Annotated in this window: 11 protein-coding genes; 8 read left to right on the forward strand and 3 right to left on the reverse strand. The window is 49.0% G+C overall.

All coding sequences use genetic code 11. The features are described from left to right. Positions 1-21: 21 nt before the first annotated feature. Complete coding sequence (locus R2103_RS03480; protein ID WP_317530143.1) at positions 22-210, forward strand: hypothetical protein; 189 nt, start codon at positions 22-24, stop codon at positions 208-210. Here R2103_RS03480 and R2103_RS14350 read toward each other — a convergent pair. Together R2103_RS14350 and R2103_RS03485 are read right to left on the reverse strand one after the other, a co-directional pair. After that, complete coding sequence (locus R2103_RS14350; RefSeq protein ID WP_411172587.1) at positions 207-410, reverse strand: DUF6629 family protein; 204 nt, start codon at positions 408-410, stop codon at positions 207-209. The genes R2103_RS03480 and R2103_RS14350 overlap by 4 nt on opposite strands. A 105-nt stretch (positions 411-515) precedes the next feature. Next, positions 516-1,279 (reverse strand): IS5 family transposase gene (locus tag R2103_RS03485; protein WP_317530144.1). Its coding sequence is split into 2 segments (ribosomal slippage): positions 516-964 and positions 964-1,279, totalling 765 coding nucleotides; the frame shifts between segments, so codons are not numbered across the junction. Between the two features lie 216 nt (positions 1,280-1,495). Between R2103_RS03485 and fdxA the strand changes: the two genes are divergently transcribed. The 7 genes from fdxA to R2103_RS03520 all read left to right on the forward strand — a co-directional run bounded on the left by fdxA (position 1,496) and on the right by R2103_RS03520 (position 12,185). Beyond that, positions 1,496-1,819, forward strand: coding sequence for a ferredoxin FdxA (fdxA, locus tag R2103_RS03490; protein WP_090322684.1), 324 nt, complete (start codon positions 1,496-1,498; stop codon positions 1,817-1,819). A 27-nt stretch (positions 1,820-1,846) separates the two neighbouring features. Further along, the gene (locus R2103_RS03495; protein WP_317530145.1) at positions 1,847-4,612 is read left to right on the forward strand and encodes a PD-(D/E)XK nuclease family protein; all 2,766 of its coding nucleotides are present in this window, start codon (positions 1,847-1,849) and stop codon (positions 4,610-4,612) included. Continuing rightward, positions 4,605-8,063 carry a UvrD-helicase domain-containing protein gene (locus tag R2103_RS03500; protein WP_317530146.1) on the forward strand — a complete coding sequence of 1,153 codons (3,459 nt, stop codon included), beginning with the start codon at positions 4,605-4,607 and terminating at the stop codon, positions 8,061-8,063. The genes R2103_RS03495 and R2103_RS03500 overlap by 8 nt, the downstream gene beginning before the upstream one ends. A gap of 331 nt (positions 8,064-8,394) precedes the next feature. After that, positions 8,395-9,201 carry a methane monooxygenase/ammonia monooxygenase subunit C gene (locus tag R2103_RS03505; protein ID WP_090322878.1) on the forward strand — a complete coding sequence of 269 codons (807 nt, stop codon included), beginning with the start codon at positions 8,395-8,397 and terminating at the stop codon, positions 9,199-9,201. Between the two features lie 168 nt (positions 9,202-9,369). Beyond that, complete coding sequence (locus R2103_RS03510) at positions 9,370-10,194, forward strand: methane monooxygenase/ammonia monooxygenase subunit A (protein ID WP_090322876.1); 825 nt, start codon at positions 9,370-9,372, stop codon at positions 10,192-10,194. Then, on the forward strand, positions 10,194-11,456 hold the full coding sequence (locus R2103_RS03515; RefSeq protein ID WP_317530147.1) for a methane monooxygenase/ammonia monooxygenase subunit B: 1,263 nt from the start codon (positions 10,194-10,196) through the stop codon (positions 11,454-11,456). The genes R2103_RS03510 and R2103_RS03515 overlap by 1 nt, the downstream gene beginning before the upstream one ends. A 348-nt stretch (positions 11,457-11,804) precedes the next feature. After that, a complete protein-coding gene (locus tag R2103_RS03520; RefSeq protein WP_317530148.1) occupies positions 11,805-12,185 on the forward strand; it encodes a rhodanese-like domain-containing protein in 381 nt (126 codons plus the stop codon). A 118-nt stretch (positions 12,186-12,303) separates the two neighbouring features. Here R2103_RS03520 and R2103_RS03525 read toward each other — a convergent pair whose 3' ends face one another. After that, entirely contained in the window at positions 12,304-13,863 is a 1,560-nt protein-coding gene (locus R2103_RS03525; RefSeq protein WP_317530149.1) for an APC family permease, read from the reverse strand. Positions 13,864-13,896 lie beyond the last annotated feature (33 nt).

Genomic DNA, 13,896 nt, shown 5'->3' on the forward strand with positions numbered 1-13,896 from the left:
GGGATTAGGGTGGATGCTGTGATGGATAATTTCCGCGGCGATCGGTTCGTTGACCAGGCCAGCGGCAGTATAGATCACAAGTCCAAGGCCCGCTATACCGGTGCAAGCGATGATTTTTTTGCGCATGCTGTCGGTTTCTGCCTTGTAAATGGCGAAAGGCGCGAACAGCGGCCAGATAATGCCGATGAATACACCAAAAATATTGCTTAGCCAGAATTGCGATTGTGCAGTGCCGTTATGGGATAGAGAGAGAGCCAGAGCAATCCTTCCACCAGTTGCTGAGTAGCAAAAATGAGCGGAATCAGGGCCACTGAAAGATCTTTGGAATAAACGGTTTTCCGGATGGTGGTTATACCGACAACAAAAAGAGTCCCGCTGACAATAAAACTGGCTTCTGCTGAAAAACACATGCTGATGAACGGACTTTTATTTTTAGTTTACTGGATTTGTTTGTTAATGAAGTGTGGCACCTTTTAGCACCTTAACCGAGTTAATCGGATTTAGTCTAGGGCCTGTTAACACAATCTGATTGCTTCGACGATGAGAGCGAAGTGGATAAAGGAGATGAAGACGACATCGAGCTTATCGAACCTGGAGAAGATGCGGCGAAATCCCTTGAGCCTTCTGAGCAATCGTTCGATCTCGTTGCGTTTTTTGTACATGGCACGGTTGTATTCCCAGGGTGACAAGCGATTTGCTTTGGGCGGAACAACCGGGATGTAACCCAAATCTAGTGCCAGTTGCCGGGTTTGGTCGCCCTCATAAGCACGATCCATCAGCAGGTAGGTGGGCGTATTGACGGGACCGAGGGAAAGCAAAAGCTGCCTGCCCTCTGGCGCATCGTGGGCGTGACCGGGCGAGAGGGCAAAGCTTATGGTTGTTCTGGAATCTGCGGCAACCAGATGAATTTTGGTGGTCCATCCACCTCGAGATTTTCCGATGGATTGGGGGCCGTTTTTTTTAACGCACCCGTACCGTCGGGATGGACTTTGATGCTGGTGCTGTCCAGCGAAACAGTTTCAATACGGATACGGATGATTTGCTGATGCTGAAGTTGCCCAAATACATGGCTCAGTACACCACTCTTTGCCCAGCGATTCATGCGGGTATAGATGGTATGCCAGTTGCCGAATCGCTTGGGCAATCCTCGCCACTTGCAGCCATGCTCGGCAACGTAAAGAATGGCATTGAGAACTTGCAGATTGGAATGGCTGACGTTGCCACGCTGACGCGGCAGGCAGTGCTCGATCTGTTGATATTGAGTTTCGGTGATTTCCATCACCAAATTATATCAAATAGCGTTAACAGGCCCTAGTAATAAATTGCGGCAACTGTGCGATAGCGATGTTTCGCCAAGAAATATCTATTTCTTGAATGAATCGATGCGATTAATATGGGCGACGTTAATGAACATCGTTTTCGAGGATGGCGTTGTTTATCAGAATTCTGTTAAAATGCGAAATTCTATAAAAGTGTCAAGCAAGGAAGAGTTGTTATGGCTTATGTAGTAACTGAAAATTGCATTAAATGCAAATATACAGATTGTGTGGATGTGTGCCCGGTGGATTGTTTTCGTGAAGGCCCCAATTTTTTAGTTATCGATCCCGATGAGTGTATCGATTGCACATTGTGTGTCGCGGAATGTCCGGTGGAAGCGATTTATGCGGAAGATGACGTGCCTGATGAACAAGTACATTTCATCGATCTGAATGCGGATTTGTCTAAAAAGTGGCGTCCGATTATCGAGAAAAAAGACCCATTGCCTGACGCGGATGATTGGGCTAGTGTTAAAGATAAGCTGGATCATCTGAAGCGCTAAACAGAAATGGCGGTAATCTGATACCGCATGTCTGATTCCTCGCAATTTCCGAAAGTCCCCCTTACTGAGGTTTTTAAGCGCATCGATGCCGGTGCTACGGTTGTTACACCGAACCGGAGGCTTGCATTAGCGCTTAAAGAGAAATTCGATCAAGACCAAATCGGCCGTAACATGGCGGTTTGGTATTCGGTTGATGTCTTGCCTTTGACTGCTTTGATTGAGCGTATTTACCTTGATGCGCTCTATGCCGCGCAATCGCTCAGATTGCCCTTGTTACTGTCGGCCGCGCAGGAACAGGTGCTATGGGAATCGATCATTCGATCCTCAGTAACTGGAAAAACGTTACTGAGGATTGCACAAACAGCGCAATTGGCTCGGGAAGCCTGGCAACTGGCGCATGCCTGGCAAATCACGGATCATCTGGGTGATGGTTATCCCAATGAGGATGGTAGAGCGTTTCTCGATTGGGCTTCGGCGTATCAGGAAATAACGAAGCGTAATGGGCAGACGGATCGCGCGCGCATTACGGATCTGATTACTGAACAGTATGAATCCTTCGATATAAAAAAACCGCCGTCACTCATTTGTTGTGGCTTTGATATTTTTACGCCGCAACAAAATGCTTTTTTAAGAAAACTGGCCGCAGCCGGTTGTGAGATATCAGTTGCCGCTTTACCGGTGCAATCCCCGCAATCTTGTGGCGCAATGCGCCGTATGGAATATCCCGGCAGCCGTGACGAGATTCATCAGGCGGCTCTGTGGGCGCGATCCAAAATAGCCGGAGCGGATCATGCTGTCCGAGTCGGTATCGTCGTACCGGCATTATCCAGTTATCGCAACATGCTGATGCGTACTTTCGCTACGGTGATGCATCCGGATATCCGTTTTGCTTTGCCAGGTGCAACCCGGCCGGTGGCGCCATTCAATGTGTCTTTGGGTTTGGCGCTAACGGCTTATCCATTAATCGATGGGGCTTTGGTGAGTCTGGCTTTGTTGGATCAGTCGCTAGCGTTTCACCGTGTGAGTCACTGGTTGCGATCCCCTTTTCTGGCAGGCGGCAAAGCCGAGATGGAACAGCGTGCATTGCTGGATGCGCGCATTCGCCGCAATGCCGAGCCGATGATCACGTTGGAACGTCTATTCGCGCTTGCGACACAAGCAGGCGGACAAACGAGCTGTCCGGTTTTACTCCGGTGTTTGTCCGCATTGATGGAATTCCGTCAAACCCAGCTACCCCAATCCGGAAGCCACTCCATTTTTGCTCAAGTTTTCCTGAAAGTTCTGGAGATTGTGGGGTTTCCCGGAGAACGCAGCCTGGATTCCATCGAGTATCAGACAGTCGAGAAATGGCATGCGCTCGTCGCAGATTTTGCCATGCTGGATCATGTTGTTGCTAAAACGAGCTACCCTGAAGCGATTGACCGGTTAAAACGAATCGCGGGCGATACTTTGTTTCAGCCTGAAACACCGGATGTGCCGATCCAGATTCTAGGTGTGCTGGAGGCGGCGGGAATGGAATTTGATCATCTATGGGTCATGGGGTTGTCGGACGAGCAATGGCCATTACGTGCTCGTCCGAATCCGTTTCTGCCGTTGGAATTGCAACGCAACGCACAATTGCCGCTGGGCTCCGTGCAGGAATCATTGGCCTATTGCCGGCGATTGACGCAGGGATGGTTGTCCGCGGCTGGAGAAGTCATTCTGAGTTATCCCAAATTCAGTGACGATCGTGACGGGCACGAATTAAAACCCAGCCCGCTGATTCAATCGATAACGGAAAGTAAACCGGTTTTTCTCGCGCTGGAACAGCATCGCGATCGGATTATTCAATCATGTGAGTTGGAGCGGATCGAGGACGATCAGGCGCTGCCGCTGGATACGGAAGTGGCCGGACAGGGCATCAAAGGCGGTACATCGGTGCTCAAGGATTATGCCGCTTGTCCATTTCGCGCCTGGGCCAGGCACCGCTTGCGTATCGTAAATCTGGAGGTGCCGCATACCGGTTTAAACGCAATGGAACGGGGAGTGCTGGTGCATCAAGTTTTGGCGCACCTTTGGCGGCAATTGAAAACCAAGGAAGCGCTGGAGGCCATGGCTGATTATGATCTCGATGGCATGCTGGAGCGCATTGCCAAAGAAGCTGTTGCGGAGATGCAGCAAGCAAGACCGATGGCGCTTTCAAAGCGTTTTGCGCAGATCGAACAACGGCGCTTGGTGCGTTTGGTGCGCGAATGGTTGAACGAAGAAAAAAAACGGGATCATTTCACCGTGATCGCAACCGAGGAAAAACTTTCCATACAGGTAGGCGATCTGGTCTTGAATGCCCGTCTCGACCGGGTTGACGAATTGACCGGCGGTCAACATATCATCATCGATTACAAGACCAGAAAACAGACGGCTCAAAGCATGATTGGCGAACGTCCGGACGAACCGCAACTGCCTTTGTATCTGGTGATGACAAAAGCGCAGCAGGATGCCGTGGGCGTTGCATTTGCCGCAGTGAAGCGAGGTGAAATGGGGTTCGCGGCGATTGTGCGAGATCCGGAGCTGTTGCCTGGTGTGAAAGCTTTTTCGCAAGTGAATGGATGTAAGCAATTTGCCACATGGGAAGATCTGATTGCAGCGTGGCGGCAGCATTTGACGAATCTGGCGGCGGGTTTCTGCAGTGGCGATGCCAAAGTGGACCCCAAACAGTATCCGGTTACATGCGAATACTGCGACCTGCAATTGTTTTGCCGGATTCACGAGCGGTTTGGCGAGCATGCGATTACGCAGGGTAGTGAAAATGACTGATTCCGTACCTATCCCCGATGTCGATGAACGCCTCTGCGCACTGGATCCAGCCCAATCATTTATCGTGCAAGCACCGGCGGGTTCGGGTAAAACCGCGCTGCTGATTCAACGCTATCTCAAATTGCTGGCTTGTGCCGATGCGCCGGAAGAGATCGTAGCGATTACGTTCACCCGGAAAGCAGCGGCGGAAATGCGTGCGCGGGTTCTGGCCGCGCTGGAAATTGGTGATGAACCTCTCGATACCGGAACTGCGCATGAACAACTGAATCGTGAATTGTCGGTAGCCGTGTTGCAACGGAATCGGCAGGCCGGTTGGCATATCGCCGAGAATCCCGAGCGGTTGCGGATACAGACCATTGATTCGCTGTGCGCGGCATTGACACGGCAAATGCCGATATTGTCGGAATTTGGCGCGCAACCCGAGACCAGCGAGGATGCTGCGGATTATTATTTGGAAGCGGCGCGCGCTACGCTGGCTTCCGTTGAGCAAAATCATACGATTGCACACGACGTTGAGCGCTTGCTCGAGCATTTGGACAACGATATGGCGCGGATTGAAGCATTGCTGGCCGATATGCTGGCGCGGCGCGATCATTGGTTGCGCCATTTGCATGGAAAAGCGCGTGAAGAACTGGAATTGTCGCTGCAAAATTCCCGTAATCATGCATTGCAATTTGTTTTCCGGCTATTCCCAGAGGCGCTGCACAATGAGTTGCTGGCATTATTGCGCTATGCCGCCACGAATCTTAACGCATCCGGCAAATCGCCTGAAACCGAACTTTGTGATCAATTGGATGTATTATCAATAGCAGATGTTGAACATTGGCGGAGCATTGCTGAATTATTGCTGACGCAAAAGGGTGATTGGCGTAAAAGAATTTCCGAGAAAGATGGGTTCCCATCGGGTAATACCAAAGCTGAGAAAGATGAAGCCAAGGCATGGAAAAACCGTCTGCAGAATTTGATCAATTCACTGTCACCATATGACGTTCTGCGCGAAGTATTACACGACATACGTCAACTGCCGCCACCGTATTATTCCGGTAAGCAGTGGGAAATACTGGGTGCGATTACGCGATTGTTACCCTTTTCCGTGGCGCAACTTAAAGTTATTTTTCAAATCAATGGCAAAGTCGATTTTGCCGAAGTGGCGCAGCGTGCATTGCTGGCGCTGGGTGATGCCGAATCGCCAACCGATCTTGCATTGGCATTGGATTACCGCATCAAGCACTTAATGATTGACGAATTTCAGGATATTTCCATCAGTCAGTTTGCCTTGATCGAAAAACTTGTTGCCGGGTGGGAAGCGGGTGATGGGCGTAGTTTTTTTGCCGTCGGCGACCCGATGCAATCCATTTACCGTTTCCGTGAAGCGGAAGTAGGGCTCTTTTTGCAAGCGCGAAATGCAGGGATCGGTACGCTGATTTTGCAACCGCTTACACTCAACGCCAATTTCCGCTCGCAACAAGGCATCATGGATTGGGTCAATGCCACTTTTGCCCACATCATGCCGGAATGCGAAGATATTGCGACGGGCGCGGTGGTGTATACGCCTTCAGTTGCTACACGTGGCATGCTGACGGATCATGCGGTGAATATTTATCCTTTTCTGGAAAGAAATGATGCAGCAGAGGCCCAGCAAGTTGTCGAGATTATCCTGCGCACACGGCATGATCATCCGGACGGAACTATTGCAATATTAGTGCGCAATCGTAGCCATTTGACTGAAATAGTTGAGCAAATCAAAGCAGCCGGTCTGCGCTTTCGTGCTATCGATATCGAATTGTTGCGTCATAAGCCTGTAGTACAGGACTTACTGGCGTTAACCCGCGCTTTAATGAATCCGGCCGATTATGTGGCATGGTTCGCACTGTTGCGTGCACCGTGGTGCGGTCTGATGCTCAGGGATATTTCGGCATTGACTGAGAAAAATCTCAATGTCATGAGCAAAGAAATCACCTTGTGGGGATTGATTTGCGATGAGAACCGTTGGCAGGGTATTTCGGCCGATGCAAGTGTGCGCTTGCGCCGAATCAAGGAAATATTGAGTCCTTGCATGATCAACCGGCGGCGCCAGACATTGCGTGTGACAATCGAAGCAGCTTGGCATGTCTTAGGAGGATCGGAGTACATTAATGCGTCATCAACCGGTAGTGCCGGTGTTGCCAATACTCTGGATGATGCAATGATTTATCTGGATTACCTTGAAAGTCAGGAGGTAGCTGGCGATATCCAGGATCTGGCAAGCTTCGAGAAAGGATTGGTTGCATTGTATGCATCACCTGATCTGGAGGCTGATGAGACTTTGCAGATTATGACAATTCATAAAGCCAAGGGGTTGGAGTTTGATACGGTGATTGTGCCTGGTTTGGGTCGAACCTCCCGTAATCATGACAAACAGCTGTTGAGGTGGATCGAACAACCGCACAGTCAAATCGCAGGAGAAAAGAGCGCGGCGATACCGGATTTATTGCTTGCACCGATTCAGGAAACGGGCTTAGGCGTTGATCCGATCTATACGTGGGTGGAGAAACTGGATCGGGACAAGGCGCAATTTGAAACCGATCGCTTATTGTACGTAGCTGCTACGCGCGCCAAAAAATTTTTACACCTGCTCGGTCATGTCAATGGGGCTTCGGATGATCATGGCAATGCGGCGCCATTGAAACCACTGCAAGGTTCATTGCTGCAGCGGTTGTGGCCGATTGTGCAGCCGATCTATAGCGCTGCGGCAACGGATGATGCCATGTCATTGAATCATCAATCAGAAAATAGAACAAACAATACGATTAGTGCAACCGTCGTCAGCCAGAGTATTTTGCGATTGAAAACAAACTGGGTATTGCCGGATGCGCCGGAATCGGTTACATGGCAAGAATTCCGCGATAAAAAACAAATTCAGGAAGAAATAGAATTTTCTTGGGCTAGCGAAATGGCCAGGCATGTGGGTAATGTGGTGCACCGTTGGCTGCAGAAAATTGCCGAAGATGAAATGTATAACTGGAATGCGGCGCGTATTCAGGGAATGCGTGAACAATTCACATGGAATTTAATTGCGAGCGGGATAAGTGGAGATGATCAGGCCACGGTTTGTGCGGTTGAACGGATTATTCTGGCCTTAACGAATGCAATTCAAGACGAGCGTGGACAATGGATTTTGGGGTCTCAGCCATTCGCACAGAATGAATTGAGAATCAGCGGTATCGTCAACGATAAAGTAATGAGCTGGATAATTGATAGAACATTCTGTGATGCCAACGGTACTCGCTGGATTATAGATTACAAAACAAGCAGTCATGAAGGCTCGGCATTAGCGGATTTCCTTGATCGCGAACAAATGCGTTACCAGCATCAGCTCAATCAATACGCCAAACTGATGCGTCAAATCGATTCACGTCCCATAAAATTGGGAATTTATTTTCCTCTTATGTGCGGTTGGCGCGAGTGGTGAAAATTGACAATAACTTGGCATGACCCCGGTCGAAAGCCAAGAAATTTTTCTAAAATCTTCAGTGTGTGGGGTACTGATAATTAATCCTTGTAGATAAAGGGGAAATGAGAGGGGTAGGGGATTAAATCCCTTGGGGGAGGGAGGAGATTTTATGACAAATGACTTGACTTTGAGGGGTAAGGTCGACTAGCCTGAGAGGTGTGGTTAAATTAAGGGTAGAAAATAGGTTAATTTAACTGCCGAGATAAAAGCAGTACTAATTAATTAGTATTAGAAGTAGAAGAGTAAAAGAACGAGAAGTAGTTTTGATTAACAGTTAGGAGGTAGAAACATGGCAACAACTTACGGCACGTCAAGTGCATCAAGCGCAAGCTATGACATGTCACTGTGGTACGACTCGAAGTACTACAAACTGGGCATGTTAACAATGCTGTTGGTAGCGATATTCTGGATCTGGTACCAAAGAACGTTTGCATACTCACACGGTATGGACTCGATGGAACCGGAATTTGACAAAGTATGGATGGGCCTGTGGCGCGTACACATGACCCTGATGCCTTTGTTTGCGTTAGTAACCTGGGGTTGGATCCTGAAAACCCGTGACACCAAAGAACAACTGGACAACTTAGACACCAAGCTGGAAATCAAACGTTATTTCTACTGGATGATGTGGCTGGGCGTGTATCTGTTTGGTGTTTACTGGGGCGGCAGCTTCTTCACCGAACAAGACGCATCCTGGCACCAAGTGATTATTCGTGACACCAGTTTCACCCCAAGTCACGTAGTCGTGTTCTACGGTTCATTCCCAATGTACATCGTGTGTGGCGTAGCATCATACCTGTACGCGATGACCCGTCTGCCACTGTACAGCCGCGGCACATCGTTCCCATTGGTCATGGCAATTGCTGGCCCATTGATGATTCTGCCAAACGTAGGTTTGAACGAATGGGGTCACGCATTCTGGTTCATGGAAGAACTGTTCAGCGCGCCACTGCACTGGGGCTTTGTGATTCTGGGCTGGGCAGGTTTATTCTCGGGTGGTATTGCAGCACAAATCATCACCCGTTACTCGAACCTGACTGATGTAACCTGGAACGGCTCAAGCAGAGACATTCTGAACAACCGTATCGTTCCTTAATTCTGAATGCAGCACATCCTTCCCGCCTGTGATACGGGCGGAAGGATAAGAAGACTTAAGTTACTATGCAGTAATGAAAACGAGCAATAAGCAGACGACAAAAAGAAGCAAGGGAATCGTCAAGTTTTCATAATTTAATATCACACGAAATGAAGAAGGGAGGGTCTAGTGAGTAGAACAGACGAAATTTTAGCAGCGGCCAAGATGGTGCCGGAAGCGGTCAAGATGTCCAGATACATAGATGCGGTATATTTTCCGATTCTGTGTATATTGCTGGTAGGAACCTATCACATGCACTTCATGCTGTTAGCAGGAGACTGGGATTTCTGGTTGGATTGGAAAGACCGTCAATGGTGGCCTGTAGTAACACCGATTGTAGGTATCATGTACTGTGCAGCACTGATGTATTACCTGTGGGTAAACTATCGCCTGCCATTTGGCGCGACACTCTGTATCGTATGCCTGTTAGTAGGTGAATGGCTGACCCGTTACTGGGGCTTCTACTGGTGGTCACACTATCCGATCAACTTTGTACTGCCATCGACCATGATTCCAGGTGCATTGATGATGGATACAATCATGTTGCTGACCGGTAATTGGCTGATCACAGCACTGTTAGGCGGCGGCTTCTTTGGATTATTCTTCTACCCAGGCAACTGGCCGATATTTGGCCCAACCCACTTACCAGTGGTTGTAGAAGGCGTACTGTTATCAGTAGCTGACTACACAGGTTTCCTGTACGTACGTACCGGTACACCTGAATATGTTCGCCTGATTGAGCAAGGCTCACTGCGCACCTTTGGTGGACACACCACAGTGATTGCAGCGTTCTTCGCAGCGTTCGTATCCATGCTGATGTTCTGCGTATGGTGGTACTTTGGCAAACTGTACTGCACCGCTTTCTACTATGTTAAAGGAGAAAGAGGACGCATCTCAATGAAGAACGACGTAACCGCGTTTGGTGAAAAAGGCTTTGCACAGGGGATTAGATAATGAATATAAGAAGCATATTTAAACTGGGCGTATTAGGCCTGTATGGAGCAGCGATTGGAGCGGCATCGCTGGCGATGACGCTGACGTTAGATGTTAAGACAGCAGCGGCACACGGTGAACGCTCACAAGAACCGTTCCTGCGTATGCGTAGTATTCAATGGTACGACTTGAAATGGCAACCGAAAGTCACCAAAGTCAACGACATTGCGACGATGACTGGTAACTTTCACTTAGCTGAAGACTGGCCACGTGCGGTAGGTAAACCAACCCGCGCCTTCTTTAACGTAGGTAGCCCAAGCCCGGTGTTTGTACGTTTAAGCACCAAACTGAACGGCGAACCAACGTTTATTTCAGGTCCTCTGGAAATTGGCCGTGACTATGCATTTGAAGTCAGACTGAAAGCCCGTATTCCAGGACGTCACCACATGCACGCGATGGTAAACATCAAAGATGCAGGTCCTATTGCAGGTCCAGCCTCATGGATGAACATCTCCGGCAGCTGGGATGACTTTACCAACCCAGTAACCACACTGACTGGTAAAACCATCGACCTGGAAACATTCAACTTCAGCAACGGTATATTCTGGCACATCGTATGGTTAGGCTTAGGCTGCTTCTGGATTGGCTACTTTGTAGCGAAACCGATGTTCCTGCCACGTAGCCGCGTATTGCTGGCGTATGGTGACGAACTGTTAACCTCCCCAACGGACAGAAAAGTAGGTCTGGCAGTTGCAATACTGACCTGCGCGATTGTTTGGGGCGGCTATCGTTACACCGAAAGCGTACACCCATACACAGTACCGATCCAAGCTGGCGAATCGAAAGTAGCACCGTTACCGATTGCACCGAACCCAGTTGCAATCAAAGTAACACATGCTAACTACGACGTACCTGGCCGTGCACTGCGTGTAACGATGGAAATCACCAACAACGGTGACACAGCGGTTAACATTGGTGAATTCACGACAGCGGGCGTACGCTTTGTGAACGAACTGGGTCGCAAACACCTGGATCCTGACTATCCAAGAGAACTGGTAGCAACCGGCTTATCGATGGATGATGACAGAGGCGTTCAACCTGGAGAAACCCGTGAAGTTAAGATGGAAGCCAAAGATGCGTTGTGGGAAGTGCAACGTTTGATGGCACTGTTGGGTGACCCTGAAAGCCGTTTTGGCGGATTGTTGATGACCTGGGATCAAGCAGGCAATCGTTATATCAACAGTATTGCTGGCGCGGTAATTCCAGTCTTTACCAAACTGTAAGAGAAGTTAAGTATCAACACCGGTACACCACTGTCGAAAGACAGCCGGTGTACCGGTTTTTTATTTCCTTTTTTCTGTTTCAGTGCCTTGTATTTTGCACTCATGTCAATGTAGTGCTGTGATCGTCAAAAATCGCGCTTGCGATCGCTCATAGTTTATAGTTGCAACGGATTAAGTTGTTGTGTCCAAATTTCTCGTTGCAAAGTGGCTAGGAGCAAAAGAATCAATCGTTAGTGCGGATTCTAGTATTTCGTCTATCGCGTTTTGACCCGGAATAAGAACTTTGATACATTCATTCACCGAGTAAATTCGGTTACGATTGGGTATATCAATAAAAAAGGGGAGCGCATGCAGCATAATCCAGGATTCTTACAATTAGTGGAACAAGCCAGGCAGCGAGTGAAGGAATGTACTGTAGCCGATGTTCAAGCACGGTTGGCACGTGGCGAACAATTTCATTTTATCGATGTGCGGGAAGATCATGAATTCTGGATCGATCATGCTGCCGGTGCTCGTCATCTTGGAAAAGGGATTATCGAACGTGATATTGAAACTGTGGTACCGGATAAGCAGGCACATATTGTGTTGTATTGCGGAGGCGGTTATCGTTCGATCTTGGTGGCGGATGCATTGCAACAAATGGGGTATGGCAATGTCCAGTCGATGCAAGGAGGGATGAGAGCACTACGCGATGCGGGCTTTCCTCTTGAGAAAGATAAATCGATTTAGAAAGGAAATACACACTGATAGATCTGTAACTGGATAAAAATACTCAGTTAATGTTCTGAGTAAACTGTCCAGCAAAAATATCAACCATGTTTTTTCATCGATGGTATGACAAGTAAGTTTATTTCTTTGCAGTTGTCCTAATGTGAGCAGCGCGGGTATTGAGCACATTTTGTTCTCCGTTATCGGGTACCATGTGCGCTCGCTCAAGCGGTAAAGTTTCTCCGCGAAAAAATTTGGGTTCTCGTAAATTCCACAATACCATGAGCGGAACGCCAAAAAGTAGCGCGACCACACCAATCAAGAATACGGTACCAACTCCCGCAATTGATCCACTCGACCCATAATTCGGATCCATCATGTTCCATGCCTGAATGATGCCCACTGCAATTAGAATGATGGCGGCAATCGAAGGGAGAATGACCTGAGAAATGGTGGTATGCCAATGGTTGAATGCGGTACGGTGAAAATACAGCACACAGGACAACGCAGCCACGGTGTAGTAAGTACATACCGCGATACTGACACTATGGATCGAATCCTTGACGATTGATTCGCTAATGAGACTCAACGTGATATAGATAACCAGCGTCATCAAACCGATCGTCCAGGTGGCAAATTTGGGTGTTTGCGTTGCCTCATTGACGGAAGAGAATTTGCGCGGAATGGCGCGATAGGTCGCCATGGCCAGCGCAGCACGTGCGGCTGGCATGATCGTCGACATGGTGGCTGAAAAAGCCGAGATTGCAATGATCAGCGCCGCAACAAATGCCCCTTTGGCTCCAATCATGCTGGTTGCCAGAACCGTGATGATCGAATCGATATTATCCTTGAAAGTCAGACTCGAATTGTCATGCGCATCAATGCCCGCGTATGCCAGGGCCGCGGTAGCGAAAACGACATAGGTGACAACCGTGATAATCATGGCAATGATACCGCTACGTCCCGCCTGCTCGGCGCTGCCGCTGGTTTCTTCAGACATGGCCAGCGATGCGTCAAATCCCCAAAAAATAAATAATGCCACTAGGAATCCATTCAGGAATGCATGAAACGATGAAATGGCAAACGGATTAAACCATTCGAGTGACAGAGGCTCGGCCGTGTGCACGGCATTGCCTTGCAGAACTTGTATGTACAACACCGCGGCGAGAGCGATAAGTCCGCCGTATTGCGTCATCGTCAGGATCATGGTGGTGCGTGATGATTCCTCGGCGCCGAGTGCAGTCAGATAGGTCGTGCTCAAGATAAATAAGATCGCTACGCCAAAGTGAAACCATAACGGTGTTTCCGCCATATTCAGAATGATGGCCAGTGCATCGACGATGATCTGTGTCGCTGCAACGCCTGCCAGCACGCTTGCCAATAACAACGCCCAGCCGCCAAACCAGCCGAAACGCGGGCCGATCGCTTTGGTTCCCCAGGTAAATACGGTTCCGGAATCGGGCGCGGAAGTGGTCAGGTGCTTATAAGACAGTGCCACAAAGAACATGGGAATCACCGATAAAATAAATACGATCGGTAGCTGATAACCGCTCTGGGAAGCGCCATATCCCAACGCGCCGGTTAACGAGTAGGCCGGTGCGGTAGCGGCGAGCCCGATGGTAACGGCCGCCGATTTGGATACCGATCCTTTTTTTAATCCTTTGGCCTTCAGGCCGTGCATTACGGTTTCTTCGTGCATGTCATTCCTCATGTTTTACCGGAGCGCTGAGAA

Source organism: Nitrosomonas sp. Is24, from assembly GCF_033063335.1.
Lineage (GTDB): Bacteria > Pseudomonadota > Gammaproteobacteria > Burkholderiales > Nitrosomonadaceae > Nitrosomonas.

Excerpts from the sequence above, each read along its gene's own strand:
- R2103_RS03505 (WP_090322878.1), top strand. The coding sequence starts at position 8,395 with ATGGCAACAACTTACGGCACGTCAAGTGCATCAAGCGCAAGCTATGAC.
- R2103_RS14350 (WP_411172587.1), bottom strand. The coding sequence starts at position 410 with ATGTGTTTTTCAGCAGAAGCCAGTTTTATTGTCAGCGGGACTCTTTTT.
- R2103_RS03515 (WP_317530147.1), top strand. The coding sequence starts at position 10,194 with ATGAATATAAGAAGCATATTTAAACTGGGCGTATTAGGCCTGTATGGA.
- fdxA (WP_090322684.1), top strand. The coding sequence starts at position 1,496 with ATGGCTTATGTAGTAACTGAAAATTGCATTAAATGCAAATATACAGAT.
- R2103_RS03480 (WP_317530143.1), top strand. The coding sequence starts at position 22 with ATGGATAATTTCCGCGGCGATCGGTTCGTTGACCAGGCCAGCGGCAGT.
- R2103_RS03525 (WP_317530149.1), bottom strand. The coding sequence starts at position 13,863 with ATGCACGAAGAAACCGTAATGCACGGCCTGAAGGCCAAAGGATTAAAA.
- R2103_RS03500 (WP_317530146.1), top strand. The coding sequence starts at position 4,605 with ATGACTGATTCCGTACCTATCCCCGATGTCGATGAACGCCTCTGCGCA.
- R2103_RS03520 (WP_317530148.1), top strand. The coding sequence starts at position 11,805 with ATGCAGCATAATCCAGGATTCTTACAATTAGTGGAACAAGCCAGGCAG.
- R2103_RS03495 (WP_317530145.1), top strand. The coding sequence starts at position 1,847 with ATGTCTGATTCCTCGCAATTTCCGAAAGTCCCCCTTACTGAGGTTTTT.